General features: G+C 67.5%; 21 protein-coding genes. 8 read left to right on the top strand and 13 right to left on the bottom strand.

All coding sequences use genetic code 11. The features are described 5' to 3' along the window. Nucleotides 1–505: 505 nt before the first annotated feature. Entirely contained in the window at nucleotides 506–937 is a 432-nt protein-coding gene (locus G1H11_RS15160; RefSeq protein WP_163819418.1) for an RDD family protein, read from the bottom strand. A 308-nt stretch (nucleotides 938–1245) separates the two neighbouring features. Here G1H11_RS15160 and glnA point away from each other — a divergent pair, with 308 nt between their 5' ends. Next, entirely contained in the window at nucleotides 1246–2670 is a 1425-nt protein-coding gene (gene glnA / locus G1H11_RS15155; protein ID WP_163819417.1) for a type I glutamate--ammonia ligase, read from the top strand. Nucleotides 2671–2765: 95 nt separating this feature from the next. On the opposite strand, the gene betC is transcribed toward glnA, so the two are convergent. The 4 genes from betC to G1H11_RS15140 form a co-directional block, all read right to left on the bottom strand. Continuing rightward, on the bottom strand, nucleotides 2766–4235 hold the full coding sequence (gene betC / locus G1H11_RS15150) for a choline-sulfatase (protein WP_163819416.1): 1470 nt from the start codon (nucleotides 4233–4235) through the stop codon (nucleotides 2766–2768). Nucleotides 4236–4315: 80 nt separating this feature from the next. Continuing rightward, nucleotides 4316–4492 carry a hypothetical protein gene (locus G1H11_RS25015; RefSeq protein WP_174257664.1) on the bottom strand — a complete coding sequence of 59 codons (177 nt, stop codon included), beginning with the start codon at nucleotides 4490–4492 and terminating at the stop codon, nucleotides 4316–4318. 97 nt (nucleotides 4493–4589) lie between these two features. Next, nucleotides 4590–5342, bottom strand: coding sequence for a 6-phosphogluconolactonase (locus G1H11_RS15145; protein ID WP_163819415.1), 753 nt, complete (start codon nucleotides 5340–5342; stop codon nucleotides 4590–4592). A 157-nt stretch (nucleotides 5343–5499) separates the two neighbouring features. Next, nucleotides 5500–7083, bottom strand: coding sequence for a glycoside hydrolase family 3 N-terminal domain-containing protein (locus tag G1H11_RS15140; RefSeq protein WP_163819414.1), 1584 nt, complete (start codon nucleotides 7081–7083; stop codon nucleotides 5500–5502). A 121-nt stretch (nucleotides 7084–7204) separates the two neighbouring features. Here G1H11_RS15140 and G1H11_RS15135 point away from each other — a divergent pair, with 121 nt between their 5' ends. From G1H11_RS15135 to G1H11_RS15115, 5 genes are read left to right on the top strand one after another with little or no spacing between them, the layout of a single operon-like run. After that, entirely contained in the window at nucleotides 7205–8521 is a 1317-nt protein-coding gene (locus G1H11_RS15135) for an ABC transporter substrate-binding protein (RefSeq protein WP_163819413.1), read from the top strand. After that, the gene (locus G1H11_RS15130) at nucleotides 8518–9453 is read left to right on the top strand and encodes a carbohydrate ABC transporter permease (RefSeq protein WP_163819412.1); all 936 of its coding nucleotides are present in this window, start codon (nucleotides 8518–8520) and stop codon (nucleotides 9451–9453) included. The genes G1H11_RS15135 and G1H11_RS15130 overlap by 4 nt, the downstream gene beginning before the upstream one ends. After that, nucleotides 9450–10346 carry a carbohydrate ABC transporter permease gene (locus G1H11_RS15125; protein WP_163819411.1) on the top strand — a complete coding sequence of 299 codons (897 nt, stop codon included), beginning with the start codon at nucleotides 9450–9452 and terminating at the stop codon, nucleotides 10344–10346. Before G1H11_RS15130 ends, G1H11_RS15125 begins: the two co-directional genes overlap by 4 nt. 46 nt (nucleotides 10347–10392) lie before the next feature. After that, nucleotides 10393–11409 carry a LacI family DNA-binding transcriptional regulator gene (locus G1H11_RS15120; protein WP_163819410.1) on the top strand — a complete coding sequence of 339 codons (1017 nt, stop codon included), beginning with the start codon at nucleotides 10393–10395 and terminating at the stop codon, nucleotides 11407–11409. A gap of 12 nt (nucleotides 11410–11421) precedes the next feature. Then, on the top strand, nucleotides 11422–12378 hold the full coding sequence (locus tag G1H11_RS15115; protein ID WP_163819409.1) for a LamG-like jellyroll fold domain-containing protein: 957 nt from the start codon (nucleotides 11422–11424) through the stop codon (nucleotides 12376–12378). 168 nt (nucleotides 12379–12546) lie between these two features. On the opposite strand, the gene G1H11_RS15110 is transcribed toward G1H11_RS15115, so the two are convergent. Continuing rightward, nucleotides 12547–15606 carry a bifunctional [glutamine synthetase] adenylyltransferase/[glutamine synthetase]-adenylyl-L-tyrosine phosphorylase gene (locus G1H11_RS15110; protein WP_163819408.1) on the bottom strand — a complete coding sequence of 1020 codons (3060 nt, stop codon included), beginning with the start codon at nucleotides 15604–15606 and terminating at the stop codon, nucleotides 12547–12549. Nucleotides 15607–15721: 115 nt separating this feature from the next. Between G1H11_RS15110 and G1H11_RS15105 the strand changes: the two genes are divergently transcribed. After that, nucleotides 15722–17350: an aldehyde dehydrogenase (NADP(+)) gene (locus G1H11_RS15105; protein WP_216843775.1), complete on the top strand. Its 1629-nt coding sequence runs from the start codon at nucleotides 15722–15724 to the stop codon at nucleotides 17348–17350. A 124-nt stretch (nucleotides 17351–17474) separates the two neighbouring features. Here G1H11_RS15105 and crcB read toward each other — a convergent pair whose 3' ends face one another. The 7 genes from crcB to G1H11_RS15070 form a co-directional block, all read right to left on the bottom strand. Next, complete coding sequence (gene crcB / locus G1H11_RS15100; RefSeq protein ID WP_163819407.1) at nucleotides 17475–17837, bottom strand: fluoride efflux transporter CrcB; 363 nt, start codon at nucleotides 17835–17837, stop codon at nucleotides 17475–17477. Next, nucleotides 17834–18073 (bottom strand): DUF190 domain-containing protein, encoded by a 240-nt coding sequence (locus G1H11_RS15095; RefSeq protein ID WP_163819406.1) that lies wholly within the window; start codon nucleotides 18071–18073, stop codon nucleotides 17834–17836. Before G1H11_RS15095 ends, crcB begins: the two co-directional genes overlap by 4 nt. After that, nucleotides 18070–18504, bottom strand: coding sequence for a fluoride efflux transporter FluC (locus tag G1H11_RS15090; protein WP_216843774.1), 435 nt, complete (start codon nucleotides 18502–18504; stop codon nucleotides 18070–18072). The genes G1H11_RS15095 and G1H11_RS15090 overlap by 4 nt, the downstream gene beginning before the upstream one ends. A 73-nt stretch (nucleotides 18505–18577) precedes the next feature. Then, complete coding sequence (locus G1H11_RS15085) at nucleotides 18578–19969, bottom strand: ABC transporter substrate-binding protein (RefSeq protein WP_163819405.1); 1392 nt, start codon at nucleotides 19967–19969, stop codon at nucleotides 18578–18580. Between the two features lie 77 nt (nucleotides 19970–20046). After that, a complete protein-coding gene (locus G1H11_RS15080; RefSeq protein WP_216843773.1) occupies nucleotides 20047–20910 on the bottom strand; it encodes a carbohydrate ABC transporter permease in 864 nt (287 codons plus the stop codon). Between the two features lie 92 nt (nucleotides 20911–21002). Next, a complete protein-coding gene (locus G1H11_RS15075) occupies nucleotides 21003–21998 on the bottom strand; it encodes a carbohydrate ABC transporter permease (protein WP_216843772.1) in 996 nt (331 codons plus the stop codon). Between the two features lie 389 nt (nucleotides 21999–22387). Next, on the bottom strand, nucleotides 22388–23716 hold the full coding sequence (locus tag G1H11_RS15070; RefSeq protein WP_163819404.1) for a glutamine synthetase beta-grasp domain-containing protein: 1329 nt from the start codon (nucleotides 23714–23716) through the stop codon (nucleotides 22388–22390). Nucleotides 23717–23970: 254 nt separating this feature from the next. Between G1H11_RS15070 and G1H11_RS15065 the strand changes: the two genes are divergently transcribed. Next, on the top strand, nucleotides 23971–26007 hold the full coding sequence (locus tag G1H11_RS15065) for an NAD+ synthase (RefSeq protein WP_163819403.1): 2037 nt from the start codon (nucleotides 23971–23973) through the stop codon (nucleotides 26005–26007). Nucleotides 26008–26351 lie beyond the last annotated feature (344 nt).

The raw sequence follows: 26351 nt of genomic DNA, 5'->3' as shown, positions 1-26351 counted from the left end.
CGACCGCGTCACTGGTGCACCGCACCGCGTCACTGGCACCGGCAGCCACACCAGTGCGCAACCGTCATTGGTGCACCGGCGGCGTCACTGGTGCCGGGCATTTCCATTCTCGCTTGACTCCGGCAAGACACTGCCAAGAGGACGGCGCCGCAGGACGAAGGCCAGCAGCAACCTGATCGCGAATCTGCGCGACGACGTCCTTCCGGACCTGGTCGCCTGCCCGCCCGCATGAGTTCGAGAGCCGTTGCGGTGCCGTGAAAATCGCCGTGTGCCAAAACGCCGAGGACGCCGGAACCGTCGCATCCGTGCGAACAGTCGTGTGAGGAAACGCGGTCTGGACCGGTCGAAACATGCACGGCTCAGTCCACGCCTCGCGTGAAGATAGTCGTGGTCAAAATGTGGCTACAAACCTGCAGGTCGGGTTTACCGTGAAGATCGTCGTGTGAGAAACAGCCGCACGCCCGCAGCCGTGAAGATCATCGTGTGAGGAACAGCCGCGGGGAGCTCAGGCGGATGGGGTGCTCGGTCCCTTGACAGCGGCGGTGTTGGTGGCGAGGTCGTGCAGGCCGCGGCCCTCGCGGTCGAAGATCAGCGGTGGCAGTATCAGCAGGATCAGCGCCGTACGCACGGCGCCCTGGACCACGCCTACGCGGCCGCCGCGCAACGACAGGATCCGGACCCGCAGCAGCCACTGCCCGAAGCTCGCGCCGGCGAACACTGTGGAGAGCCACACGAGCCCGAACCAGCAGGCCAGCGGCAGCCACGCCATCCCGCCCTGCACCTCCCACACCTGACCACCCGCGAGAACGAAGGCCGCCGCGTTGGCGAGGGCCCAATCCACCACGAGCGCTACGAAGCGCCGGCTCCAACTCGCCGGCGATCCCGGACCGCTGGCCGGCAGCCCGGAGCGGGAGACAGAGGGTTCATCGGTGCTCACCCTCGCGACCCTATCCGGCCCGCCGGGCGCGTCGTCGGCCTGGTTGGCTCTGGCGGCCGGTCTTCCATTCACAACCGGTTCGCACTCGTATTCCGCTCGAAACGTGACAGGGTGATAATGAACGCATCGGTGGCCGTAGCCGGTGCGTATCAGCGCGGTGCACGGGCGTGTAACACGGGGGAAACATATGGGACACCAACCAGAAATCCCACCCTCCTACCGTCCCAGGCTATCGAGAGCTAGTCGGTCAGAGCTGACCGTCGACACACCCACGGCCACGACCGCCAGGTGCGAAGGAGATTCACACCATGTTCACCAACGCCGACGAGCTCCTGAAGTTCGTCAAGGATGAGGGCGTCGAATTCGTCGACGTCCGCTTCTGTGACCTCCCTGGGGTCATGCAGCACCTCAATGTACCGGCATCGACCTTCAACGCGGACACCATCGCCGACGGGATGATGTTCGACGGCTCCTCGATCCGCGGCTTCCAGGCGATTCACGAGTCCGACATGAAGCTCATTCCGGACCCCACCACCGCTTTCGTCGACCCGTTCCGCAAGGCCAAGACGCTGGCTTTGAACTTCTCCATCGTCGACCCCTTCACCGACGAGCCGTACAGCCGCGACCCGCGCAACATCGCCGCCAAGGCCGAGGCGTACCTCTCCAGCACCGGCATCGCCGACACGGTGTACTTCGGTCCGGAAGCCGAGTTCTACGTCTTCGACGACGTCCGCTTCGAGACCAGCGAGAAGGCCGGCTACTACTACATCGACTCGATCGAGGCCGCCTGGAACACCGGCCGCCACGAAGAGGGCGGCAACCGCGGCTACAAGACGCGTTACAAGGGCGGGTACTTCCCCGTGCCCCCCACCGACCACTACGCGGACCTGCGCGACGACATGGTCAAGACGCTGATCGCGGCCAACATCCCGGTCGAGCGCTCGCACCACGAGGTCGGTGCTGCCGGCCAGGCCGAGATCAACTACAAGTTCGACAGCCTGCTGCACGCCGGCGACCAGCTGATGCTGTACAAGTACATCATCAAGAACGTCGCCTGGGCGGCCGGCAAGACGGCCACGTTCATGCCGAAGCCGGTCTTCAACGACAACGGCTCTGGCATGCACTGCCACCAGTCGCTTTGGAAGGACGGCTCGCCGCTGTTCTACGACGAGCTGGGCTACGCCGGGCTGTCTGACATGGCCCGCTGGTACATCGGTGGTCTGCTGAAGCACGCGTCGTCGCTGCTGGCCTTCACGAACCCGACGGTGAACTCGTACCACCGCCTGGTGCCGGGCTTCGAGGCGCCGGTCAACCTGGTGTACTCGCAGCGTAACCGCTCGGCCGCGGTCCGGATCCCGATCACCGGGACCTCCCCCAAGGCCAAGCGGATCGAGTTCCGGGTACCTGACCCGTCCAGCAACCCCTACCTGGCGTTCTCGGCCATGCTCATGGCCGGCGTCGACGGAATCCGCAACAAGATCGAACCGCCGGAGCCGGTGGACAAGGACCTCTACGAGCTTCCGCCGGAGGAGTTCGGTGACATCAGCACGGTGCCGGCGTCCCTTCCCGACGCATTGAACGCGCTCGAGGCCGACCACGACTACCTCACCGAGGGCGACGTCTTCACCCCGGACCTGATCGAGACCTGGGTGGACTGGAAGCGCACCAACGAGGTCGACCCGATCCGGCTGCGTCCGCACCCGCACGAGTTCGAGCTGTACTACGACCTCTAAGCCGCCGCAGTCATGAAACGGCCCCGGGCCTGTGGAAACGCAGGATCTGGGGCCGTCTTCGTTCAGCCCTCCACTTGCACAGATTGCGTCCGGCCTCAGCGTACGTAGCGGCCTTCCTGGCCGAACGTCGGAACGAAGTCCCACCTGGTGCCGTTGCGCTGCATGGCGTCGCGGATCAGCGTCCGGCGGCGGACGCTCTCGGCGGCACCGGCGTTGATGCCGTCGATGTCGAACCGGCCCGTGAGCAAGGAGTGCAGCCGCGTCTCCACCGCGGCCGCCTCCGGGTGACCGGACAGGTCGTGCCGTTCGTCCGGGTCGTTCGCAAGGTCGAACAGCTGGGTGCCGTGGCCGTCGATGTAGATGTACTTGTGATCACCGGCACGCACCATGAAGCACGCGGCCCGGACCTTCTCCACGTGATACTCGGAGAACACGGCGCGCTCCCCCGGCGGGTCACCTTCGAGCAGAGGCAGCAGGCTGGCCGCCTGCATAGGCAGGCGGTCCTCCTCCGGGATGCCGGCGATGTCCAGCACCGTGGGGGCCAGGTCCATCATCGAGACCGGCTCGGCGACGCGTCTGCCCGCGAAGCGATCGTCCGGAAAGGTCAGGAGGAGCGGGACCCGTGCTGACCACTCGTAGAAGCACCGCTTCTGCACCATGCCGCGCTCACCCAGCATGTCGCCGTGGTCGCTGGTGAACATGATGACGGTGCTGTCCAGCTGCCCGGTCTCGTCCAGGGCGGCGAGGATCTCACCCACTTTGCGGTCCACGTAGGTGACAAGGCCGTAGTAGGCGCGCCGGAGCGCGTACAGGTTGTCCGGGTCCTGCAGGTCGACCCCCGCTGTGTCGTGCGCCTCGTTCACCCACTCGTCCATCGCGGAGCGGTCGATGTCGGCGGGCACACGCGCAAGGTCGATCGGCTCGTCGTCGTAGAGGTCCCACAGCTCCTGTGTGACGTGGAACGGGTCGTGCGGGTGGTGCAGGGACGCGAGAAGGAAGAACGGCTCCGCCATCGGCCCCCGTGCCCGCTCCCGGATGAACTCGGTGGCCCGGTACGTCGTCTCTTCGTCGTAGGTGAGGAACTTCGTCCACGGCCGCACGCCGACGTCCGGCAGCACGTACTCGTGGGCGTGTCCACCGCGCGGGAACTGCCCGTTCTCGTCGACGGTGGGCACCCAGTCCACACCGGCCGGGAAAATGTCGGTAGTGAGCCGGTGCCGGAAGCCGTGCAGCTGATCCGGCCCGACAAAGTGCATCTTCCCGGTCAGCGCCGTCTCGTATCCGGCGTTGGTGAGGTAATGGGCGATGGTCGGCTGGTCAGCAGGGAACACCGCCGCATTGTCATAGCAGCCGATCGACGACGCGTCCTTGCCCGTCATCAGCGAGACCCTGGCCGGCGCGCACAGCGGATACGGCGTGTATGCCGCGTCGAAGCGCACGCCTCGTGCCGCCAGCCGGTCCAGGTTCGGTGTCTTGACCACCGAGTGCTCATAGGCGCCGGTGAGAAACGGCACCAACTGGTCGGCCATGATCAGCACGACGTTCGGGCGGGCTGGCTGAGACATAGACACGTGACCTCCGGTCTGGGATCGATCCCAGACCGGACATCATGGCAATCTCGGATCGCCGCGTCAAACCAGCTGAGTCAGTGTGGACCAGGGTTCGTCCCGGCGCCCGTATTGCGCTTGACCCAGCCCCATGCCGCGGTCGCCAGGAAGAGCACCGCGCCGATGACGAACAGCCAGAACAGGCCTTCGATCACCAGGCCCAGGATCGAGAGCACGAGCCAGATGGCCAGCAAGAGCAAAATAAATCCCAACATGGCGTATCGGGTACCCACCCTCCCCGAGGTCATGCCACATGCTGATCATCCTCGCCGGCTGCCTGGCGCCTCCCGGGGTCTGGTGCCGGGTGAGGCGTCACCGCGGGTCGGACTCGGCATCGAGGAACATGGTCACCCGCGGATGTGTGCGCAGTGCCGTGCCTGGATGGTCGCCGCTGATCGGCTGGCTGAGACTGTCGGCGACGGCTTTGCGCTTCGCCACCCCGGGCACGGATGCCACGATCTCCACCGCGTTGAGGAGTCTCGGGATCGTCACCGTGATCGCTGTGCCCGGCACATCATCGAAGGTGGGGAAGTGCCCCTCGTCGACCTGCTGCTGCCGGCACACCTGGTCCAGCGCTACGACCTTGGCGCCCCGAGGGTCGGCAAGATCGGCGGGCGGGTCGTTGAACGCCAGGTGCCCGTTGACGCCCAGTCCCACGAAGACGAGGTCGAACGGCGTGTCGCCCATGGCGGCCTCGTAGTGCCGGGCAGCCTCTTCCGGGTCGGCCGACGTGTCGATCCGATGGAACGCGGCCGCGCCGGGAAGGTGGTCGACGGCGGCGGCCTGCAGCCAGTTCCCGAAACCCTGCGGTGCATCGGACGGGAGACCGACGTAGTCGTCCATATGAAAGAACTCGACGGCCGACCAGTCGATGCTGGGCGCGGAGACGAACGCACGGAGGGTCTCGGCCTGGCTGGGGGCAGCGGCCAGCATGACCGTGGCTGTGCCCTTCCGGGCGATGGCGCTGCGCACGACGGCAGCGGCGAGGGATCCCGCCTTGTCCCCTAGTTCACGTCTGGTCGGGAGTGTGAACAGCGTCGGCAGGATGTCGAGGGTGGTGTTCATGGCGTTCCTTCAGCGTCAGGCGAGGCGTCGAACGAAGGCACCGGCAGCCGCGCTGCCGGACCATGACGTCCCGGTATTCCAGCAGTTCTTGTGCAACCGTTTGTCGCGGCCGCTGGCGGCATCACGAGCTCCGCACACCACCGCGTGCCCCGCGGCTTCACGTGAGCACGTCGATCGCCGCCCGGACCGCCGCGTCCGTCACCATCTCGAACGGGTCGACAGCCGGGAGGGAGACCAGCGCGGTTCCCGTATCCGGGAGGTCGGCGGCATCCAGTGCGGAGTTCACCAGGACTGCCGCGATCTTGGCCCTGACCTCTTCCGACGTTGTAGCCGTCGAGATCTCCTGGCGCTCCTGCGCGGTGATCGGCAGCGACGGGCTGAACACCGGGACGACAGTGTCGATCGAGGCGTCCGTCGCCACCGCGGCAAGGCTCGACGCCGTGGGCCTGCTCGCGACAAGGGTCACGGGGAACCCGCGCTCCCGGATCAGCTCTGTCGTCCGCGACGCCAGAGCGGTGTCCCCCATCACCACGTTGGTGCCGTCGCGCCGCAGCCCATCGCCGTCACCGCGGACGCTCACCGTCGCGCCGCGCAGCTCGTCGTCCCATTCGAGCGGAGGGTCATAGCGTCTAGCCTCGGAGGCGTCGAACGACGCCGGCTCGTGAGCGCCGCACCGCCACCGGGCCTCCAGCAGCCGCCGGAATGCGGCGTCGAGGGTCGCCTCGTCGAGCTCGCCGGAGTCGATCGCGTCGGAGAGACGCGTGAGCACGGCCGGAAAGTCCTCCGCCGGGCATTTCACATTGGCGACGTCAGCGCCGGCATGCAGCGCGAGAAGCGCGGCCGCGCCAGCGTCGTAACGTGCCGCGACCGCCCTCATCCGCAGGGAGTCGGTGATGATCACCCCGGTATAGCCGAGCTCGTCGCGCAGCCAGCCGCGGTTCACCTCGGGCGACAGGCTCGCCGGGACGTCGATCCCCAGGCCGGGCAACACGACGTGCGCGACCATGATCGATGCGACGCCCGCTTCGGCCGCCGCGCGGAAGGGCGCCAGGTGCACGGACTCGTGGTCGTGCGCGGAGCGGTCGATCCGGGGCAGATCGAGGTGGCTGTCCACCGCGCTGTCACCGTGCCCTGGGTAGTGCTTGGCCGTGGCCAGTACCCCGGCGTCCTGGTATCCACGGATCTGCGCGGTGCCGAGAGCACTGGTACCGGAGGCGTCGACACCGTAGGCACGCACCCCGAGAATCGGGTCGTCAGGCGTGGTCACAACGTCGATGCAGGGACTCAGTGTCCACCGGTAGCCCAGCGCATACGCCTCCTCGGCGGCCTGCCTGGCCGCCCGGTAGGCCAGCGCCGCGCTGCCGGCCATGCCGATGCCCCGGGGGTATGGGAAATCGGTCCCGGTGGCCCCGAGTGAGTAGCCGACGCCGGCCTCGAGATTGCCGGTGACGAACACGGGCGGGAACCCGGCGTCGGAACTGACCTCGCCTACCACGGCGTGATAACGCGCCGCCTGCGACGCCCGCAGGTCAGTGATGCTGTGCAGCGTTCCGAGACCACCGCGCAGTGCGGCGATCGTCGCCTCGTCCGGCATGCCGTCCGTGGTCGCGCCAGGGAGAACCACCAGGCACTGTGCCGCCTTCTGCACCGGTGTCAGGCGGTCGAGCCAGCCGTCGACCCACGCGTGGCCGTCGGGTGTCAGGGGTGCGGATGGGTGCAATCGACTCGATCTCTGGACCATGGCCCTGGACAGTATCAAACGTTTGCACTACATTCCCATCCACCACCTGAACACGACACCGATGCACGATCCGCACCGCCCACCTCGCCGCAGCCGGCGAGCCCTCGCCACGGATGGAGCCATGACTGTGCACAATCACCGAACCGTTCGAACCGCTCTCCTCCTGACCGGTGCCGCCATGCTCGCCGGGTGCGGACTCAGCTCTCCCGAGGACGACGAGCCCGGCGCCGCCGAACCCGAGACGGGCGCAGCGATCGAAGGAACCATCACCTTCCAGACCATGCAGCTCTCCCCGACGTTCGACGACTACATCAACGGCGTCATCGCCGACTTCGAGGAGGCGAACCCCGGGACCACCGTCGAGTGGGTCGACATCCCGAGTGAGGCTGCGTCGCGCAAGGTCAGCGCCGACGCGGTAGCGGGCACGCTGCCCGACGTCATGGACCTCGACACCGCGACGCTGGCGCCGCTCGGCCGGGACGGCCGGGTGCTCGACATGGCCGAAGCCGCGCCGGAGCTCGAGGGCCAGTTCGTGGCGTCGGCCTGGGCGTCGTTCGACTTCGGAGCGACGACGGTCGCCGCCCTGCCGTGGTACCTCAACACGCCCGTTCTCTACGCCAACACGTCGCTCCTGGACGAGGCCGGTCTGGCCGGCGAGCGGGCCCCGGCAGGCTACGAGGATCTGTTCCGGCACGCCGAGGTGATCGCCGAGGAGACCGGAAAGGCCGGCTTCCAGCCGACCGCCATCGGCCTGCCGCACGCCCTCCTCACCGAGGGTGTGCCGCTGGTGAACGACGACGCCACGGCCGCGGTGGTCAACACCCCGGAAGCGGTCGCGTTCGTCCAGCGCCTCGCCGACCTGTACGAAATCGGTGGCATCCCGGCCGACAGCGTGACGGCCAAGCAACGCAGCGAGATCGAGACCTTCCAGGAGGGCAGCATCGCCTACCTGGAGTCCGGTCCGTCACGAGTGCGGATCATCGAAGAGAACGCGCCGGACCTGATCCCATCGGTGTCCATCGAGAAGCCACTGGGTGACGGTTCCTCGACCACGTGGATCGTGGCGCACGGGATCGCTGTGCCCACCACGACGGAGAACCGGGCGACGGCGATGGCCTTCGCCGAGTACCTCACGTCCCCCGAAAGCCAGCTGGACTTCGCCAAGCAGTCCAGCATCTTCCCGAGCACCTCGGAGTCGCTCGTGGATCCCTTGTTCACCGCCGAGCCCACCGACCTGACCACCGAGGCCCGCGCCGTCGCGGGAGCCAGTCTGCTGGAGGACAAGACGCTGGCCAAGCCCGCCGCCGTCGACTCCGAATACGCCACGGAGCTGTGGTCGCACGTGCAGCTGGCGATCCTCGGTGAACGCACCCCGGAGGACGCGCTGGCCGAGGCCGAGACCGCGCTGACGGCCATCCTCGAGAAGCGGTCCGCATGACCCTGGCCGCACCCGCTGCCACAGTGGCGACAGACGGACCGCCGCCCACGCGGCGTCCGAGGATCCGCCGGCACCGCTGGTTCGTGCCCCTCGCGTTCATCGCGCCCACGCTCGCCATCCAGGCCACGTTCCTGTTCCTGCCGCTGATCAACACCTTCGTGCTCGCGTTCACCAACGCGAGCACGATCGGTGGCGGCACGTTTGTCGGATTGAGCAACTTCACCACCCTCGCCTCCGATGGTGCCTTCTGGGCCGCCGTCGGCCGGACCTTTCTCTACATGGCTGTCGCGGTACCCGCGATCACCGTGATCTCCCTCTCGGTCGCCGTGCTGGTGAACACCTCGGTGCGCGGGGCGAGCATCGTCCGCCCGATCCTCTTCTCGCCGCTGGTGATGCCGATGGCGGTGGTGGCCGTCGTGTTCCAGTACGTCCTGAGCTCGGACGGCCTGGCCAACCAGCTGTTGCAAGGCTTACGGATCACGACGGCGCCGGTGCCGTTCCTCAACGACTCGGACCTGGCCTTGTTCAGTCTGATGTCGGTGACCGTCTGGAAGGGTTGCGCGCTCTACACGCTGATCTTGCTGGCGGCGCTGCAGAATGTGTCCCGAGACCTCGACGAGGCGGCGCAGCTGGACGGTGCGTCGTGGTGGAAGCGGACACTGCGCGTGACGCTGCCGCAAGTACAGGGAACGACGACGCTCGTCGCCATCCTCGCCGCGATCGCCACTCTGCGGGTGTTCACCGAACCGTTCGTCATGACCGGCGGCGGACCCGGATCGTCGACGGAGACCATCGTGCTCTACCTCTTCCAGCGCGGCATCAATCCCGGCACGGACGCCGGGTACGCCTCGGCGGTCAGCCTGGTGCTGTTCGTCTTCGTCCTGGCCGTCGCGGCCGTCTCCTGGCTCGTCTCGAGGAGGGATCGCGCATGAGCGCCCCGACGGCCCAGCGCCCGGCTCCGTCCGGCACCGTCCCCCTGCGAGGTCTGAAACAGCGCGAGCGGATCTCCACCAAGGAGAAGCTCATCCGCTGGGCACTGATGCTCGTCGCTGTGATGATCGTCCTCGGTCCCCTGCTCTGGCAGCTCAGCAACGCGCTCAAGGGCGCGGGGGAAACCACCGTCGGCTTTCCCAGCACGCTCATCCCGCGCAACCCGACGCTGGACAACTTCGTCACGGCCTTCACCGCCATCCCGCTGCCGACCTATCTCCTCAACTCAGCCTTGATCGCGGTGATGGGCGTCACCGCCAACGTCGTGCTCGCGACGCTGACCGGGTACGCCCTTGCCCGCATCCGGTTCCGCGGCCGAGGCATCTACATCGCGGTGCTCCTCGCCACAGCTGTCCTTCCGTTCGAGGTGATCCTCGTCTCGACGCTGCTGGTCACGCGCGGCATCGGGCTCCAGAACACGCTGGTGGGGGTCGTCCTACCCCAAGCCGTGTCGATCGTGTCGATCTTCGTCATGCGCCAGGCGTTCCGGAATGTCCCTCATGAGCTCGAGGAGGCCGCCACCGTCGACGGCGCCGGCCCGTTCCGGCTCTTCTCCAGCATTATGCTGCCCTCCGTGCGTGGATCCCTCGCAGTGATCGCCGTGCTCGGCTTCCTGGACTCGTGGGACCACTTCATCTGGCCGCTGGTGATACTCAGTGATCCCGACAAGTATCCGGTGAACGTGGGCGTTCAGTTCTTGTCGGGAACATTCTCGGCCGATCAGCGGGTGATCTCCGCCGCCGCTCTGGTCGTGATGGTGCCCCCACTGCTCGTCTACTTCTTCATGCAGAAGCAGATATTCAAGGGCCTCGCCGAAGGCGCACTGAAGGGATGATCACGCCTTACGATGACCACCCGACGAGAACTGAGGTGGTCGAAACATGAGGAAACACGCCGGGCACACCACATTGAAGGACGTGGCCGAGGCCGCGGGGGTGTCCATCTCCACGGTCTCGCGGGCGTTCTCCAACCCCGAGCGGCTCTCGCCAGCCACCGTCCAGCACGTCAAGGAGGTGGCCGCCCGGCTGCGCTTCTCGGTGAACCCGGTGGCCAAGGCCTTGATCACCGGGACGTCGTCGAACATCGGCCTGGTGGTTCCGGACATCAGCAACCCGTACATGTCCACACTGCTCAAGGCCGCGCAGGCACACTCACGCGGCCGCGGCATCGGCGTGTTCGCCGCCGACACCGACGAGAACGCCAGCACCGAGCGGGAAGTCTGCGACCAGCTCGCCAAGCAGACACGCGGCCTGGTTCTCTGCAGCTCGCGGATGAGTGTCACGCACATCCGCGAACTGGCCGAGCTCATTCCCCTCGTACTGGTCAACCGGGTGGTCAAGGGTGTGCCTTCGCTCTACTCCGACTCCACCGCCGCCTTGTACGAGCTGGTCGACGAGCTGGTGGATCTCGGCCACCGGCACCTCGCGTACATGCCGGGACCGGTGCAGTCGTGGACGAACAAACAGCGCTCGAGAGCCATCTCCAAGCGCGTCGCAGCGCGAGGCGCCGAGCTGGTCACGCTGGCGTCCACGTCACCGAGCTACGCCGGGGGCCGTGCGGCCGCGCCGCAGGTTCTCGAATCCGGCGCGACAGCCGTGATGGCATTCGACGACGTGCTCGCGTCCGGTCTCGTGGAAGGGCTGCGCCGCCTGGACTGCTCGGTGCCACGCGACATCAGCGTCACCGGTCACGACGACGTCCTGGCCGAACTCGTATACCCGGGCATCACCACCGTCACCGGCCAGAGCGTCCGGATCGGACGACTCGCCGTGGACTGGCTGCTGGAGGATCCTATCGGCGACGACAGCGAGTCAGCGCTCACGCGCGTGGTGGAGGGTCGCGTCATCCGTCGCGGCTCGGTCGCCGCGCCGCCGTCACCAGTATCGTCACCACCATAGAGAGGGATTGACATGATCCGTAGCTCCCTGCGGCGTTCCGTCGCCGTCGCCGTTCTGCTCTGCTCCAGTCTCGGCGCGGGCCTGCTGACGGCCGCTCCGGCGGCGTCGAACGCCCTCCCGCACGCCACGGCACCGGCCGCCGGCCCGCCCGGAGAGCGCTGCCACGTCACGCCGCCGCACTCCGAGTCCCGGGCCACGCCTCCGGCGTTCAAGTGCCACACGGACTCCCACTACGACGCGGCGGTCCTCGCCGACGCGCCGACCGCGTACTGGGCGATGGCGAACGCCGCCGGCGGCACCGAGCCCGATCTGTCCGGCTCGGGCCTACAAGGCGACTACACCGCTTCACCGGGCACCACGACGCTGCCGAACGGCGAAGCCGCCGCTGTCTTCGACGGCGCCACACAGTACTTCGAGGTGGCCGACGCGCCGGAGCTCAGCCCGGCGACCACGGGCGAGTTCACGCTCGAAGCGTGGATGCGGCCGGACACGCTGCAGTTCCTCAACCAGCAGAGCAGCGGATACGTGCACTGGATGGGCAAGGGTGAGCCAGGTGACCACGAGTACGTGGCGCGCATGTACTCGTTCGACAACACCGAGAACCGGCCCAACCGCATCTCCGGATACCTCTTCAACGCCGTGGGCGGACTCGGCGCGGGCTCGTACTTCCAGGACCCGGTGAAGGCCGGCGACTGGATTCACTACGTGCTGGTGATCAACGCCACGGCTAGCAGCGAGGACTACCCCAACGGCTACACGAAGGTCTACCGCGACGGGGTGCTGCGGGATCAGGACGACCTCAGCATTCGGGGAACCGTGATCGTTCCGGAGCGCGGCGACGCCCCGTTCCGCGTGGGAACCCGCGACTTCGGTTCGTTCTTCCAGGGTGCGGTGGGCAAGGTGGCCGTCTACGACACCGAACTGCCGGCCGAGCGGATCGCCGCGCACCACGAAGCGATGACCTCGTAGGGATCCCGGACCGCCCGGGTACGCGGGTGCAGGGGCCGGCTCATGTCCACACGTGGGCCGGCCACGAGCTTCCCCACGGCGCAACAGCCACCACCACGAGCTTCCACATGGCGCTCAGATGGGCCCCGGCTGCGCCGCACCAGCTATTCCCCCGGTTCGCCGGGGAGACTAGCGGGGGTCGTCGTAGAAGACGCGCTCCACCACGCCGCGGGCGTGCCGTGCCGAACGCCGGTAGTCGTCGAGGAAGGTCGTGCTCTCACCGGGGCCGTAACCGACCACGTGCGACACAGCGGACAGCACCTCCGGATCGCCGGGTATCGAGTCCGAAGCCCGGCCCGTGACCAGTACCGTCGCATTCCGGATCGACGACGCCACGCACCATGCCTCGCGCAGGACCTGGCGGTCGTCGTCGTCCAGCAAACCCGTCTCTACCGCGATATCGAAAACATCCAGGGTGGATGTGGTGCGCAACCGCTCGATCCGGCCGGCGTGGCGGAGTTGGAGTAGCTGCGCGCACCACTCCACGTCCGAGAGACCGCCGGGGCCGAGTTTGAGGTGCGTCGAACGGTCGGCGCCACGCGGCAGGCGCTCCGCCTCCACCCTGGCCTTCATTCTCCGGACCGCGCGCACCTGCGCATCGGACAAGCCCTCCGACGGCCAGCGCAACGGGTCGATGAGCGCCTCGAACCTGCGGATGAGCTCGGTGTCGCCACAGCATCCGGCGGCCCGGAGCAGGGCCTGGCGCTCCCACACCTCACCCCAGCGGTCGTAGTACGCAGCGTAGGACGCGAGGGTACGCACCAGGGGCCCGGCCTTGCCCTCCGGCCGCAGCGCGGCGTCCACGGTGAACGCCGGTTCCGGTGACGGAATGGCCAGCAACCGGCGCATCTCGTTGGCCACGGCCGTCGCCGCGGAAGTCGCGTCCTCGTCGGAGGCACCCGGCAACGGCATATGCACGAACAGGACGTCGGCGTCCGAGGCGTAGCCCATCTCCCGCCCACCGAGCCGCCCCATGGAGATGATGGCCATCCGCGTCGGCACCGGGCGGCGCCGCTCGGTCTCGACAGCCTTCACCGCCGCAGCCAGGGCGCCCGCGAGTGTAGCCTCTGCGATGCCGGTCAGAGCCGACCCCACCTCCCGCACCGGCAGCTGGTCCACCAGGTCAGCCACCGCGGTGCGGAAGAGCTCTCGCCTGCGCATCGCCCGTACCACGCCGATCGCCTCGACCGGGTCGTCGTGACGGCGCATCCCGGTCAGGACCTCGGCCTCGAGCTGCTCCCGGGCGCGCGGGACGAGCTCCGCGTCACCGCTGAGCATCGACACCGCTTCCGGTGCCCGCTTCATCAGCTCGGTCGCATAGCGGCCGGAGGCGAGCACCCGGGCCATCCGTTCGGCGGCCGCTCCGTCGTCGCGCAGGAGTCGCAGGTACCACGGGCTCTCGCCAAGGGCGTCGCTGATGTGACGGAAGCCGGACAGGCCGGTGTCGGGTTGCGGGCCGTCGGCGAACCATTCCAGCAGCACCGGCAGCAGTGTCCGCTGGATAGCGGCCCGGCGAGACACACCCTTCGTGAGCGCTTCGATGTGGCGGAGCGCGCCGCGTGGATCCGTGTACCCGAGTGCCTGCAGGCGAGCCAGCGCAGCCTCCGGGCTGAGCCGCACGCCGTCGCCCGGCAGACCCGCGACCGCCGACAGCAACGGCCGGTAGAAGAGCTTCTCGTGCAGGCGCCGGACCTCTCTCGCCTCTTGCCTCCAGCGCTGGGTCAGGTCCTGGGCGTCACGCAGCCCCAGCGAGCGGCCGAGCACACGCAGGTCTGCCTCCTCCTGCGGCACGACGTGCGTACGGCGCAGGCGGCGCAGCTGGATGCGGTGTTCCAGGGTGCGCAGGAAGCAGTACGCACGGTCCAGCACCGCTCCGTCGTCGCGGCCGACGTATCCACCGGCGGTCAGCGCCGCCAGCGCCTCCAGCGTCGAACCCGAATGCAGCGCGTCGTCGGCTCTCCCGTGTACGAGCTGAAGGAGCTGCACGGCGAACTCGATGTCGCGCAGGCCGCCGGGGCCCAGCTTGAGCTCGCGCTCAGCCTCTTCCGGGCGGATGTGACTCACTACGCGCCGCCGCATGCCCTGTACGTCACTCACGAAGTTGTCGCGGGTCGAGGCGTTCCAGACCATCGGCCCGACCTGCTCGACGAACGCGGCCCCCAGCTCCCTGTCCCCCGCCACCGGCCGGGCCTTGAGCAGCGCCTGGAACTCCCACGTCTTGGCCCAGTCCTGGTAGTACCGGACATAGCTGGCGAGGGTCCTGGCCAGAGGCCCGGCCTTGCCCTCCGGGCGAAGCGCCGCGTCCACCGGCCAGATGGCGCCCTCAGCGGTGTGCTCGGAGCATGCCCGCATCGCACCTGTGGCCAGGAGACTCGCCGTACGCAGGGCGGCGTCGTCGTCGGCCCCGTCGAAGCTTTCCGCGACGAACAGGACATCCACATCGGACACATAGTTGAGTTCGCGTCCACCGCACTTGCCCATGCCGATCACGGCGAGCCGGCACGGAACCGCACTGTCCGGAAGCTGCGCCCGGGAGATCGCCAGTGCCGATTCGAGAGTGGCCCCCGCGAGATGCGCCAGCTCCGCGCCCACTGCCGGCATCTCGATGCCGTCCGCGAGGTCGACCGCGGCCAGACTCATCAGCTGGCGGCGATACGCGATCCGCAAGGCGTTGAGCAGGTCCCGGTGCTCGCCAATGGCCACGGGCGCCTCGTGCACCGGATCCGCTCCGACAGCTCTCAGCATCCGCTCTCTCAGCGCCGCCGCATCCGGGCGTTCCTGCGGGTCCGCGTCGCCCAGGTCCCGCAGCTGCTCCGGAAAACGGATCAGGTGATCGGCGAGCGTGGAGCTGAAGCCGAGAACGCTCAACGTGCGGCTGGCCTGCGCAGTACCGCCCTTCAGCGCGCGCAACAGCTCGTCCCGGTCCGATCCAGGCCCCATGGCGTCGAGCAGTCGCCCGAGACCACGCAGCGCGAGGTCGGGATCGGCCACCTGGGCCAGCGCCGCGATCAGCTCTTCCTGGTCGCCGAGCACATCCAAGCGAGGATCGTCGAGTTCGCGCATGGCGGCCTCCGTGTCGATGAACCCAGAGCGCGCCAGCTCAGCGACTCGGCTCTGAGAACGACGTGGGGGTCGCGCATACACAGCTACGAACCTACCGCGACGACTCGAAACGCGCCGCTGCCGCATCCCTCTCCGGACTCGGGTATACCCCCACGGGTCACGACATAATGGCAATACCGCCGATACTCAGCCGAACGCACCATAGGCGGCGCGAGGCGTACCGATTATGATCAGTTGCCGCATGACTGACAAGATGTCAATAGTCAACGCCGCGAACGACGAGCCCGCCCTTGCGGGCCGTCCGCTCGAGGCTGGCCGACGGCTGACGCCGACATGGTACGGGGAGTACTCGATGAAGCTCATTGAAAGCATGAACCCTCGCACAGGCGAACCCGCGGGTACCGGCGTGTCGGAGACACCGAGTGGAGAACTGACGTCGGCTCTGTCGCTCGCGAAGTCCGCCGCCCGCAGATACGCTTCCGAATCGCTCGCCGAGCGGGCGCTGTTGCTCCGGGCCATGGCCGACAAGCTCGACGACCGCGCCGACGAGCTGATTCCGCTGGCCGAAGCCGAGACAGGGCTCGGCAAGCCTCGCCTCACCACCGAGCTCGCCCGCACCACGTTCCAGTTGCGCCTGTTCGCCCAAGTAATTGAGGAAGGCTCCTTCCTGGAGGCCACGCTCGACACCCCGGCGCCCGACGCCACCCCGGTTCCCCGTCCCGACCTGCGCCGCCAGCTCGAGGCGCTAGGCCCCGTGCTGGTCTTCGCGGCCAGCAACTTTCCGTTCGCGTTCAGCATCGCCGGCGGTGACACCGCCTCCGCCCTCGCCGCCGGCTGCCCCGTCGTCGTCAAGGCGCACGAAGGTCACCCCGAGCTGTCACGGCGAACCGGGGAGATCCTGAGCTCCGTCGTCGCAGACCGGAACCTGCCTGCCGGCGTCTTCACCGTGATCTTCGGCCAGCAGGCCGGCCGGGACGCGCTCGTCGACCAGCGGATCAAGGCCGCCGGCTTCACCGGCTCCACTACGGGCGGCCGCGCGCTGTTCGACCTCGCGTCGGGCCGGGTCGACCCCATCCCGTTCTACGGGGAGCTCGGCAGCATCAACCCGACGGTGGTCACCAAGGCAGCGGTCCGCAGCCGCGGTTCGGAGATCGCCTCCGGCTTCGTCAACTCGTTCACCCTCGGGACCGGCCAGTTCTGCACCAAGCCGGGACTGCTGTTCTTGCCGATCGGCCACAAGCTGGAGGCGGAGCTGTCCGAGGCGGTAAGCGCTGTTTCCGCCACGCCGATGCTGAACAACCGGATCGCCGAAAGTTACGCCAAGATCAGCGCCGAACTGTCCGCGCACCCGTCGATCCGCAGCATGGTGACGCCTCGCCTGCACACCGAGCCGGGGGCCTGGGGCGTACCGTGCCTGTTCGTCACCTCCGCCGAGCAGTTCACCGAGGCCGCCGACACGCTGGGAGCCGAGTGTTTTGGCCCGAGTTCGCTGATCGTCGAGTATGCCAGCAAGCACGAGCTCATCAATGCCTTGCAGTCCGTGGAAGGCAGCCTCACCGCCACCATCCACGGCGAGCAGTCGGACATCTCCTCGCTTGCACCCGTCCTGGATGTGCTGCGGCCGCGGGCCGGCCGGCTGATCTGGAACGGCTGGCCCACCGGCGTGGCCGTCGCCTGGGCGATGCAGCACGGCGGGCCGTGGCCCTCTAGCACCAACGCGTTGCACACCTCCGTCGGCGCCACCGCGGTCCGCCGCTGGATGCGGCCGGTCACCTACCAGTCCTTCCCGCACGACCTGCTGCCGCCCGCGCTCCAGGACGGCAACCCGCTCGGGATACCGCGGCGGGTGGACGGCGCGCTCCGCCGCTGACCGCCCCCTGCCCCAAATGATCATGTAAACCATGCTTTCTCGTGCTTCACCATGTCTGCAGGCCTGGTATCGCACGGACAAACATGGTTTACATGATCATTCGGGAACGACGAGCGGGCTCGGGTCAACTCGCGAGGGCCCAGCCGGCTGCCGCCGCAGCGACCGCTGCCACGACGCTGACCACCACATTCGCCGCCGCGTACCACCGAGCGCTGTCCTCGAAGAGTCGCAACGTTTCATAGCTGAAGGTGCTGTAGGTGGTCAACGCCCCGCAGAAGCCGACACCAGCGAGTGCCACCACGTCGTCGTCGATCCGCCCGTCGGCGGCCATCGCCACGAGCAGACCCAGCAGAAACGAGCCGATCACGTTCACCAGCAGCGTCCCCCACGGGAAGACAGTGTCGACGCGAGATTGGAAGAACCGGTCGGTCAGGTACCGCAATGGGGCACCGACGGCAGCCCCCAGAGCGACGAGCAGTATGGTCACCGGTTATCCGCCGTAGGGCCTCCACCGGTCCCGCGACCGATACACCGCACCACCTCGACGTCGTCTCCGGTGCTGAGACCCTCCTCCACCGGCGACTCCACCCCGGCGACGAGTTCGTCTATCTTCTCGGGCAGCCCGGCAATCACCGTGGCCAACGGAAGATCCTCGGACAGGTTGAAGATCCGGGTGCTGTGGATGTGGCTGGACCCGCTGCGCGCAGGACCTCGTAGAGTCATCGTCTCGCACCTCCAGTTCGCCAGCGCCTGCATGTCAGAACCGACCGGGTGAACCGCATCGCGACGATGACCGCCACCAGCGCCAGCAGCGGCGTGGCCACCAGGTAGGTCAGCGCGGCCAGGGCGCGCTCGTCCGCGAGCAGCACTCGCACGTCCACGGCGTAGGCCGAGAAAGTCGTGTACCCGCCCAGGACGCCCACCCCCAGGAACGGTCGCAGAAGCCGATGCGGCGACGTGAGCTCCAGCAGAACCGCCATCAAAACGCCGATGAGCAGGCACCCGGACACGTTCTCTACCGCCGTGGTCCAGGGAAACGCCGGCCGATCCGCGTTGGCCAGCGAGACGAGGTACCGCACCTCGGCGCCCAACGCGCCACCCGCGGCGATAGCGCCGAGCACCGGCGCCTGCCGTTTCCACGCCGCTCGCCGCACATCCCCACTCTAAAGCTCCCGGACCGGGTGCCGTGGATCCCGCGACGGTTCGACGAGATCCACGTCCCACGCCCTAGCCGATGACCGGTTCGACGTTCTCCTCGTAGGACGTGGCGAGCTCGTCGGCGACCACCGGCCACACGTCGGCGGCGGCTTCGTTCTGCAGCATGATCCGCTCCAGGCCCCGGCCGAGGATCTGGTCGCCGTCCGGGATGTACACCCGCGCGGCGTCCTGCGGCGACGTGAGCTCCAGCTGCTCCAGCGCCACTCGCCGTTGCGGCTCGCGATTGTAAGCCTCTTCCATCAGGCTCACCGCCGACTTGCGCACCGGCATGTACCCGACGCTCTGCGAGTAGTAGGCGGTGTTCTCCGGCTCCGTCACGAACTTGATGAACCGCATCGCGGCCAGCTGGCGTTCCGGCGTGATCCCGGAGGGGATGGACAGGCCCGCGCCCCCGGTCGGGCAGCCGAACTCGTCTTTCGCCGGCAGGAACGACGCGCCCACCTCGAACGACGCGCTCTCCAGAAGGCCGGACAGGCTTCCCGTGGACCCGATGGTCGCGGAGATACCGCCGGAGGACAGGTCGATGATGTTGTCGTCCGGTGTGACGCCCGCATAGCCGAGGTCGTGCACCTGCGCGCGGACGTAGTCGCCGGCGCCGATCGCCTCGGCGGAGTCGAGCGTGATGTTGAACTCGTCGTCACTGTACCGGCCGCCGTGTGCCCAGATGATCGACTGGAAGATCCAAGCGACATACGACGCGCCCTTCACGTGGTGAAAGACGCTTTGGCCGCTGTCCAGGTTGGCCTGTAGCGCGGGCGCCCACTCGTCGAACTCGTCCCACGTCTCCGGCCCGCGGTCCGGGAGCCCGGCGGCGGCCCAGTGCTCCTTGTTGTAGTAGAACAGCGGTGTCGAGCGGGCGTAGGGCATGCCCCACTGACGGCCGTCGTAGGTGTAGTCGCCGATCAGCGTGTCGTGGTAATCCTCGAGCTCCACGCCTTCGGCCTCGAGGAGGGCGTCGAGCGGTGTGATGGTGCCGTTCAGGAAGTACTTGAACCACCACACGTCCGACAGCATCAGGACGTCCGGGCGCTCGTCGCCCTGCAGCGCGGTCTGGAAACGCTGGGCGACCTCTTCATAATTCGCGCCGGCGGTGACCAGAGTCACTGAGATGTCCGGGTTGGCCTCCTCGAAGCGGCGGATCAGCTCCTCGTCGGCCTCGCGCGAGTTCCCAGGGTGCACACTCCAGAACGTGATCTCGCTGGCGGGTGAGACGCCGGCGAAGTCGTCGGCGGATGTCTCGTCGGTCGTGCCCGCGTCGTCGCTACTGGTCGACGGACCGCTGCAGGCGCTGAGGGCGACAGCCGCGGCACCGGCGGCGCCGAGCCCCAGGAAACGGCGCCGGTTGAGCGACGACGGCACGGCGAGCCCAGTCCGGCTCGGGAGAAGCAAGCGATCAGACATGGTGGTTCCTTCCGGAGATGCCAAGGCGGCGGGTTGGTCAATGAGCTGGTTCAGATGCAAGGAGGCAGGCCGCGGGTTCACCCGGTCGTGGCCCCCTGAGTGAGGCCGGCGACGATATGGCGCTGCAGCAAGGTGAAGATGATCAGAACCGGCAGCACCACCATGGCGGTGCCGGCCATGAGCACGCCCCAGTTGTTGGTGCCGTCGGCGTTCTGCATCAGGGTGAGCGCCACCGGGAGCGTCATCATCTCCGGCCGGTCTACGATGATCAGTGGCCAGAGGTACTCGTTCCATTCCGACACGATGGTCACCAGCGCCACGGTGGCGATCGTCGGCGCCGATATCGGTGCGATGACGCGCCACAGTCTGCGCCAGTGCCCAGCGCCGTCAAGCGTCGCGGCGTCGATGATCGCGTGTGGCAGCGTCAGGAACTGCTGGCGCAGCAGGAACGTGCCGAAAGCGGTTCCGAGGCCGGGAACGATGATCCCAAGGTAGGTGTTCTGCCAGCCGAGGTCCGCGATGAGCGTGTAGTTGGGAACGACGACGACCTGCGGCGGCACCATCAGTGCCACGATGATGACGATGAACACCAGCTTCTTTGCCGGGAACCGGATGAACACCAAGGCGTACGCGGTGAACATGGCCAGCAGCACCTTGATGCCGGCGCCCACCGCGGTGACGACGACGCTGTTGAGGAAGAACCGGCCGAACGGATATCGGTCGACGACCTCGGCGTAGTTGCCGCCGTACGGGCGCTCGGGCAGCCACTGCAGCGGCACAGTGAAGATCTCCGGACGGGTCTTCACCGAGGAGATCAGCATCCACAGCAGCGGCGCGATCATGACGACGACAGCCAGGACGAGGGGCAGGTACCCGGTCAGCAGCCGCTTCACCTGCTCGCCCGCCGGATTGGACGCAGACGATTCCGCGGATCGCCGCACTAGAGTCACCTGTCCGCGCCCACCACGGGCGAGTTCCCCGTTCACAGCCGGCTCAGGGCCAGTTTGGCCATGATCAACGTCAGCTCGGGGGTTCACGAGTAATGCACCTTCCTTTCGAGGAAGCGCATCTGCAGGAGCGTGAAGCCGAGCAGGAGCAGGAACAGGATGGTGGCGACGGTCGCGGAGTAGCCGGCCCGGCCGGTGACGAAGCCTTCGCGGTAGATCTGGTACATCAGTGTGGTAGTGCCGTCCACCGGGCCACCCCTGGTCATGGCGTGGATCATGTCGAAGGACTGCATCGAGCTCAGGGTCACGGTGACCAGCAGGAAGAACGTCATCGGCGAGAGCAGTGGCAGGGTGATCGACCGGAAGGTCCGCCACTTCCCAGCGCCGTCGAGGGCGGCCGCCTCGAGCAGGTCGCGCGGCACGATCTGCAGACCCGCCAGGTAGACGACCGCCGCGTAGCCGAGGTGTTTCCAGATGTAGACGATGATCACCATCACCAGTGCCCAGCCGGGACTGTTGTACCAGTTCGGTGGCGTCATGCCGAACGCCCGGATCACCGGCGCGATCACACCGAACTGCGGGTCGAACATGAACATCCAGACCAGGCCGATCGCCACACCGGAGAGCACGTACGGCGCGAACACCACTGCCCGAGCCACGTTGCGCCCGCGCAGCTTCTGGTTGAGCACCGTCGCGATCAGCAGGCCGATGAGGATGGTGCCACCCACGGTCGCGATGGTGAAGATCGCCGTGATGCGGAGGTAGTTCCAACTGTGCGGGTCGCTGAACCAGCGGACGTAGTTGCCGAAACCCACGAACCGCGCGGTCGGCGAGCCCATGTTCCATTGCAGTGTCGAGTAGTAGACGTTGCTCAGCAGCGGCCGGTAAGTGAAAAGCGCGATCAGCGTGAGGTTGGGAATGGTGAACGCGAGGAAGATCAACGCCTCGCGGCGACGTGACCTGCGCCGGGATAGCGGCATCCGGCCACGTCTGTGATCCTGCGACGACGAGTGGGCCATCGGGTCGTCCACCGGCGGGTCAGTCCGCGGCGACACCGGCGATTCGGTCTCAGGGAGCGCCATGACCCCATCTCACGGATCGATCCGTTGCCGATCGAGCGCCGCCCTGCCAGGGACGGAGAAGCGCCGTCAAGGCACCGCCGTTGCTGAGCTGGCCGAGCTGCATGGGCACGTCCACGAGGTAGTCGGTACGGCCGGACTGGCCGCCGCGTCACACGTTAGAGGCCCCAAATACGGACTCAAAGGGGTTGAATGAAGACTTCGCTCGCGCTTCGCCGGCCTGTCACCTCGGGTCGCCGGCACGTCATGCACATGTCGGCCGGACGTTACCGGACGCGCACTTTTTGCGATGATCGACGGCGCGAAAGTTCTGCGCGCGGGTGATCGGCACCGCAAGAAGCACCCGTGCTCGCGTGCACAGCGCGGCGACGATCACCGCGGGGAGTGAGCAGTTACATGACGGGCAGCATGGTGTCGCGCTCGAACTGCGTGACCTGGCGACGGTAGATGTCCCACTCCTGGCGCTTGTTCCGCAGGAAGAACTCGAAGACGTGCTCGCCGAGAGTTTCGGCCACCAGTTCGGAATTCTCCATGGCCCGAATGGCCTCGTCCAACGACGTCGGCAGCGGGTCGATTCCCAAGGCGTGACGCTCCCGATCGGTCAGCGCCCAGACGTCGTCCTCCGCCTCCGGGGGAAGCTCGTAACCCTCCTCGATGCCCTTCAGGCCGGCACCGAGCAGCACCGCGTAAGCAAGGTAGGGGTTGCACGCTGAGTCCATGGAACGGAACTCGACCCGAACGGACTGGCCCTTGCCTGGCTTGTACATCGGCACCCGGACCAGAGCCGAGCGGTTGTTGTGACCCCAGCACACGTAGGCCGGTGCCTCTCCCCCGCCCTGCAGGCGCTTGTAGGAGTTCACCCACTGATTGGTCACGGCCGTGATTTCCGGCGCGTGGTACAGCAGCCCGGCGATGAACGAGCGGGCGGTCTTCGAGAGCTGATACTCGCTTCCCGCCTCGAAGAACACGTTGCGATCACCCTCGAACAGGGAGACGTGAGTGTGCATACCCGAGCCCGGGTGGTCGGTGAACGGCTTGGGCATGAACGACGCGTAGAGGCCTTGCGACAACGCGACTTCCTTGACCACGGCGCGGAAGGTCATCAAATTGTCCGACGTGGCCAGGGCGTCGGCGTAGCGCAGGTCGATCTCCTGCTGCCCGGGTGCGATCTCGTGGTGGCTGAACTCGACCGAGATGCTCATGTCCTCGAGCATCGTGATGGCGTCGCGCCGGAAATCCTGGGCCACGCCGTGCGACGTGTGGTCGAAGAACCCGCTGGCATCCACCGGCACTGGCACCTCGCCGGTTCCGGGGCGGTCCTTGAAGACGAAGAACTCCACCTCAGGGTGGGTGTAGAAGGTCAGGCCACGGTCCGCCGCCCGGCTCAGCGCCCGCTTCAGCACATAGCGCGGATCGGCGTAGGAGGGCGACCCGTCCGGCATGAGGATGTCGCAGAACATCCGGGCGGTCCCGGCCCGCCACGGCAGCACCTGGAACGTGGACGGATCGGGTTTGGCCAGCATGTCGGCTTCATAGACGCGCGCGAAGCCCTCGATCGCCGACCCGTCGAAACCAATGCCCTCTTCGAAGGCGTTCTCCAGCTCGGCCGGCGCCACCGCGACGGACTTCAGATACCCAAGGACGTCGGTGAACCAGAGCCGCACGAACCGGATGTCTCGTTCTTCCAGCGTCCGGAGGACGAATTCCTGCTGCTTCTCCACGCGCTCAGTGTGCCTCACGCGCGCGTCCATGGGGAAACCCCCTCGGTCAACACGCCGGGAATCGTCGTACCGACCGGAGGGTTTGTGGTGCCGACCGGGACAGAATCGCCGTACCCACTGGAAAGGGATCGTCGCACTCGCCGGAAAAGGAGCCGATCTTTGCCTCGCCCGGACCACCGAGATGCCGGCTCCCTCCGGCCGTCCTCGACGAGTCGGCGCGACGACGACGCGTCAACATCGTTAGGCTCGTCACCGTGCCGCAGATCAGACTCGCTCTCGCCCAGGTGAACCCTACGGTCGGAGCGCTCGACGCGAACGCCGACACGGTCGTACGAATGACCGCGCATGCCGCCTCCCAGCACGCCCATCTCGTGGCGTTCCCGGAGATGATGCTGACCGGATACCCGATTGAGGACCTTGCCCTACGCCGGTCCTTCATCGACGAATCCAGAGCAACCTTGGAGAAATTGGCCACCCGGCTGGATTCGGAGGGGCTGGGCTCCATCGCCGTCGTCGTCGGGTATCTGGGTCGCGACGACGCCACGGCCGACGTCGTCCAGCTCGGACGCCCCAAGGGCTCGCCGCAAAACGCGGTCGCGGTTCTCTACGGGGGCCGCGTCGTCGCCCGGCAGGCCAAGCACCACCTGCCCAACTACGGCGTCTTCGACGAGTTCCGCTACTTCGTGCCCGGCGACCACCTCGGTGTTGTCCGTCTGCACGGTGTCGACATCGCCCTGGCCATCTGCGAGGACCTGTGGCAGGACGGCGGCCCGGTCGCAGTGGCCCGGGAGGCCGACGCCGGCCTTCTCCTGGTGATCAACGGCTCGCCCTACGAACGGCACAAGGACGACACCCGCCTGGACCTCGCCCGCCGCCGTGCACTGGACTCGCAGGCTGCACTCGCCTACGTCAACATGATCGGCGGTCAGGACGAGCTGGTCTTCGACGGCGACTCGCTGGTGGTCAACGCCGACGGCGACCTGCTGGCTCGTGCGCCACAGTTCGAGGAAGGCTGTCTGGTCGTCGACCTCGACCTGCCCGCCGCGTCGGCGCCGGCACCGGACGTCTGGGGAGTCGCCGACGAACACATCGCGGGCTTCCGGGTACGCCGCACCACGCTGTCCACCGCGGCTCTTCCGGAGTACCAGCCGGATCCCGGCGCCATAGCTCCCACACTCACCGACCATGCCGAGGTGTACGCGGCCGTGGTGACCGGACTGCGCGACTACGTGCAGAAGAACGGCTTCACTTCGGTGGTGCTGGGCCTCTCCGGCGGCATCGACTCAGCGCTCACCGCTGCCGTCGCCGTTGACGCGCTGGGCGCGCAGAACGTTCACGGCATCTCCATGCCCAGTGTCTACTCGTCCGACCACTCCAAGTCCGACGCCCGGGATCTCGCCGAGCGCACAGGCTTGCGGTTCCGTGTCGTCCCCATCGCGCCGATGGTGCAGTGCTACCTCGACAACCTGTCGCTTACCGGTTTGGCCGAGGAAAACCTCCAGGCGAGGGTCCGTGGCATTACGTTGATGGCGCTGTCCAACCAGGAAGGCCACCTGGTGCTGGCACCAGGCAACAAGAGCGAACTGGCGGTCGGCTACTCCACCATCTACGGCGACGCCGTCGGCGGCTACGCGCCCATCAAAGACGTCCCCAAGACGCTGGTGTGGGACCTGGCCCGCTGGCGCAACGCGGTCGCCGTCGAGCGCGGTGAGCAGCCGCCCATCCCGGAGGGCTCGATCGAGAAGCCGCCCAGCGCCGAGCTGAGGCCCGGGCAGGTCGACACCGATTCCCTCCCCGATTACTCCCTGCTCGACGAGCTACTCGATAACTACGTCGAACAGGATCGCGGGAGCGACGAGCTGGTGAAGGCCGGCTTCGATCCTGAGCTCGTCACCAAGGTACTGCGCATGGTGGACGCCGCCGAGTACAAGCGCCGCCAGTACCCGCCAGGCCCGAAGATCAGCCGCCGCAACTTCGGCCGGGATCGCCGGCTGCCGATCACGAGCAGGTGGCGGGAGCATCCGGTGCGTGAAGACCCTGCGCGCGACAATCCGGTGCGCGAGGACCCCGTGGGCGACGACCCGGCGGGCGGCAATCCCGTGGGTGGCAATCCCGTGGTTAAGCAACCGCCGGGTGGCCATCCCATGAGTGACGATCAGGTGCGTCGCGACCCGGCGAACGCCGACAGCCCACCGAACCCTCCAGAGCGCCAGGCCGAGGAGGGCCCGGACGGGCCGACGGCGGCGGATGATCGCGACAAGGGCACACCCCCACCGCCTCCAGCTAGCTGAGCACGGCGCCGTGACAGACCTCGGGCGCCACGTGGAAGCTCATGGTCGCCCAAAGCGCCCCATGGAAGCTTGCAACCAACCCCGCAGCGCGACGTGGAAGCTCACGGTCGCCCAAAGCGCCCCATGGGAAGCTTGTGACCAGCCCCGCGGTGCCACGTGGAAGCTCATGGTGCCCGTGGTGACGGCTGTGTGAGTGCCGTCCGCTGAAGGCTATTGCCAGGAGGCCGTGTCGCGTGCCGTGTGCAAGAACGGCAGGCCAGACGGTCAGGACTAGCACGACAGGTCACACAGGTGTGGTGAAGATCGCTGTGCTGATTCTGACCGGCCCCGGACGCGCATCATGC

The organism is Phytoactinopolyspora alkaliphila, from assembly GCF_010550695.1.
Classification (GTDB): Bacteria; Actinomycetota; Actinomycetes; order Jiangellales; family Jiangellaceae; genus Phytoactinopolyspora; species Phytoactinopolyspora alkaliphila.
The sequence above is the reverse complement of the archived record's forward strand: the minus strand, read 5'-3'. Positions and strand labels throughout refer to the sequence as shown.

What these genes read in the sequence shown, in the direction of transcription:
- G1H11_RS15105 (WP_216843775.1), top strand. Translation starts at nt 15,722, where the DNA reads ATGACTGACAAGATGTCAATAGTCAACGCCGCGAACGACGAGCCCGCC.
- G1H11_RS25015 (WP_174257664.1), bottom strand. Translation starts at nt 4,492, where the DNA reads ATGTTGGGATTTATTTTGCTCTTGCTGGCCATCTGGCTCGTGCTCTCG.
- G1H11_RS15115 (WP_163819409.1), top strand. Translation starts at nt 11,422, where the DNA reads ATGATCCGTAGCTCCCTGCGGCGTTCCGTCGCCGTCGCCGTTCTGCTC.
- G1H11_RS15145 (WP_163819415.1), bottom strand. Translation starts at nt 5,342, where the DNA reads ATGAACACCACCCTCGACATCCTGCCGACGCTGTTCACACTCCCGACC.
- betC (WP_163819416.1), bottom strand. Translation starts at nt 4,235, where the DNA reads ATGTCTCAGCCAGCCCGCCCGAACGTCGTGCTGATCATGGCCGACCAG.
- G1H11_RS15140 (WP_163819414.1), bottom strand. Translation starts at nt 7,083, where the DNA reads ATGGTCCAGAGATCGAGTCGATTGCACCCATCCGCACCCCTGACACCC.
- G1H11_RS15120 (WP_163819410.1), top strand. Translation starts at nt 10,393, where the DNA reads ATGAGGAAACACGCCGGGCACACCACATTGAAGGACGTGGCCGAGGCC.
- G1H11_RS15130 (WP_163819412.1), top strand. Translation starts at nt 8,518, where the DNA reads ATGACCCTGGCCGCACCCGCTGCCACAGTGGCGACAGACGGACCGCCG.
- glnA (WP_163819417.1), top strand. Translation starts at nt 1,246, where the DNA reads ATGTTCACCAACGCCGACGAGCTCCTGAAGTTCGTCAAGGATGAGGGC.
- G1H11_RS15125 (WP_163819411.1), top strand. Translation starts at nt 9,450, where the DNA reads ATGAGCGCCCCGACGGCCCAGCGCCCGGCTCCGTCCGGCACCGTCCCC.
- G1H11_RS15110 (WP_163819408.1), bottom strand. Translation starts at nt 15,606, where the DNA reads ATGCGGCAGCGGCGCGTTTCGAGTCGTCGCGGTAGGTTCGTAGCTGTG.
- G1H11_RS15075 (WP_216843772.1), bottom strand. Translation starts at nt 21,998, where the DNA reads ATGGCGCTCCCTGAGACCGAATCGCCGGTGTCGCCGCGGACTGACCCG.
- G1H11_RS15135 (WP_163819413.1), top strand. Translation starts at nt 7,205, where the DNA reads ATGACTGTGCACAATCACCGAACCGTTCGAACCGCTCTCCTCCTGACC.
- G1H11_RS15085 (WP_163819405.1), bottom strand. Translation starts at nt 19,969, where the DNA reads ATGTCTGATCGCTTGCTTCTCCCGAGCCGGACTGGGCTCGCCGTGCCG.
- G1H11_RS15095 (WP_163819406.1), bottom strand. Translation starts at nt 18,073, where the DNA reads ATGACTCTACGAGGTCCTGCGCGCAGCGGGTCCAGCCACATCCACAGC.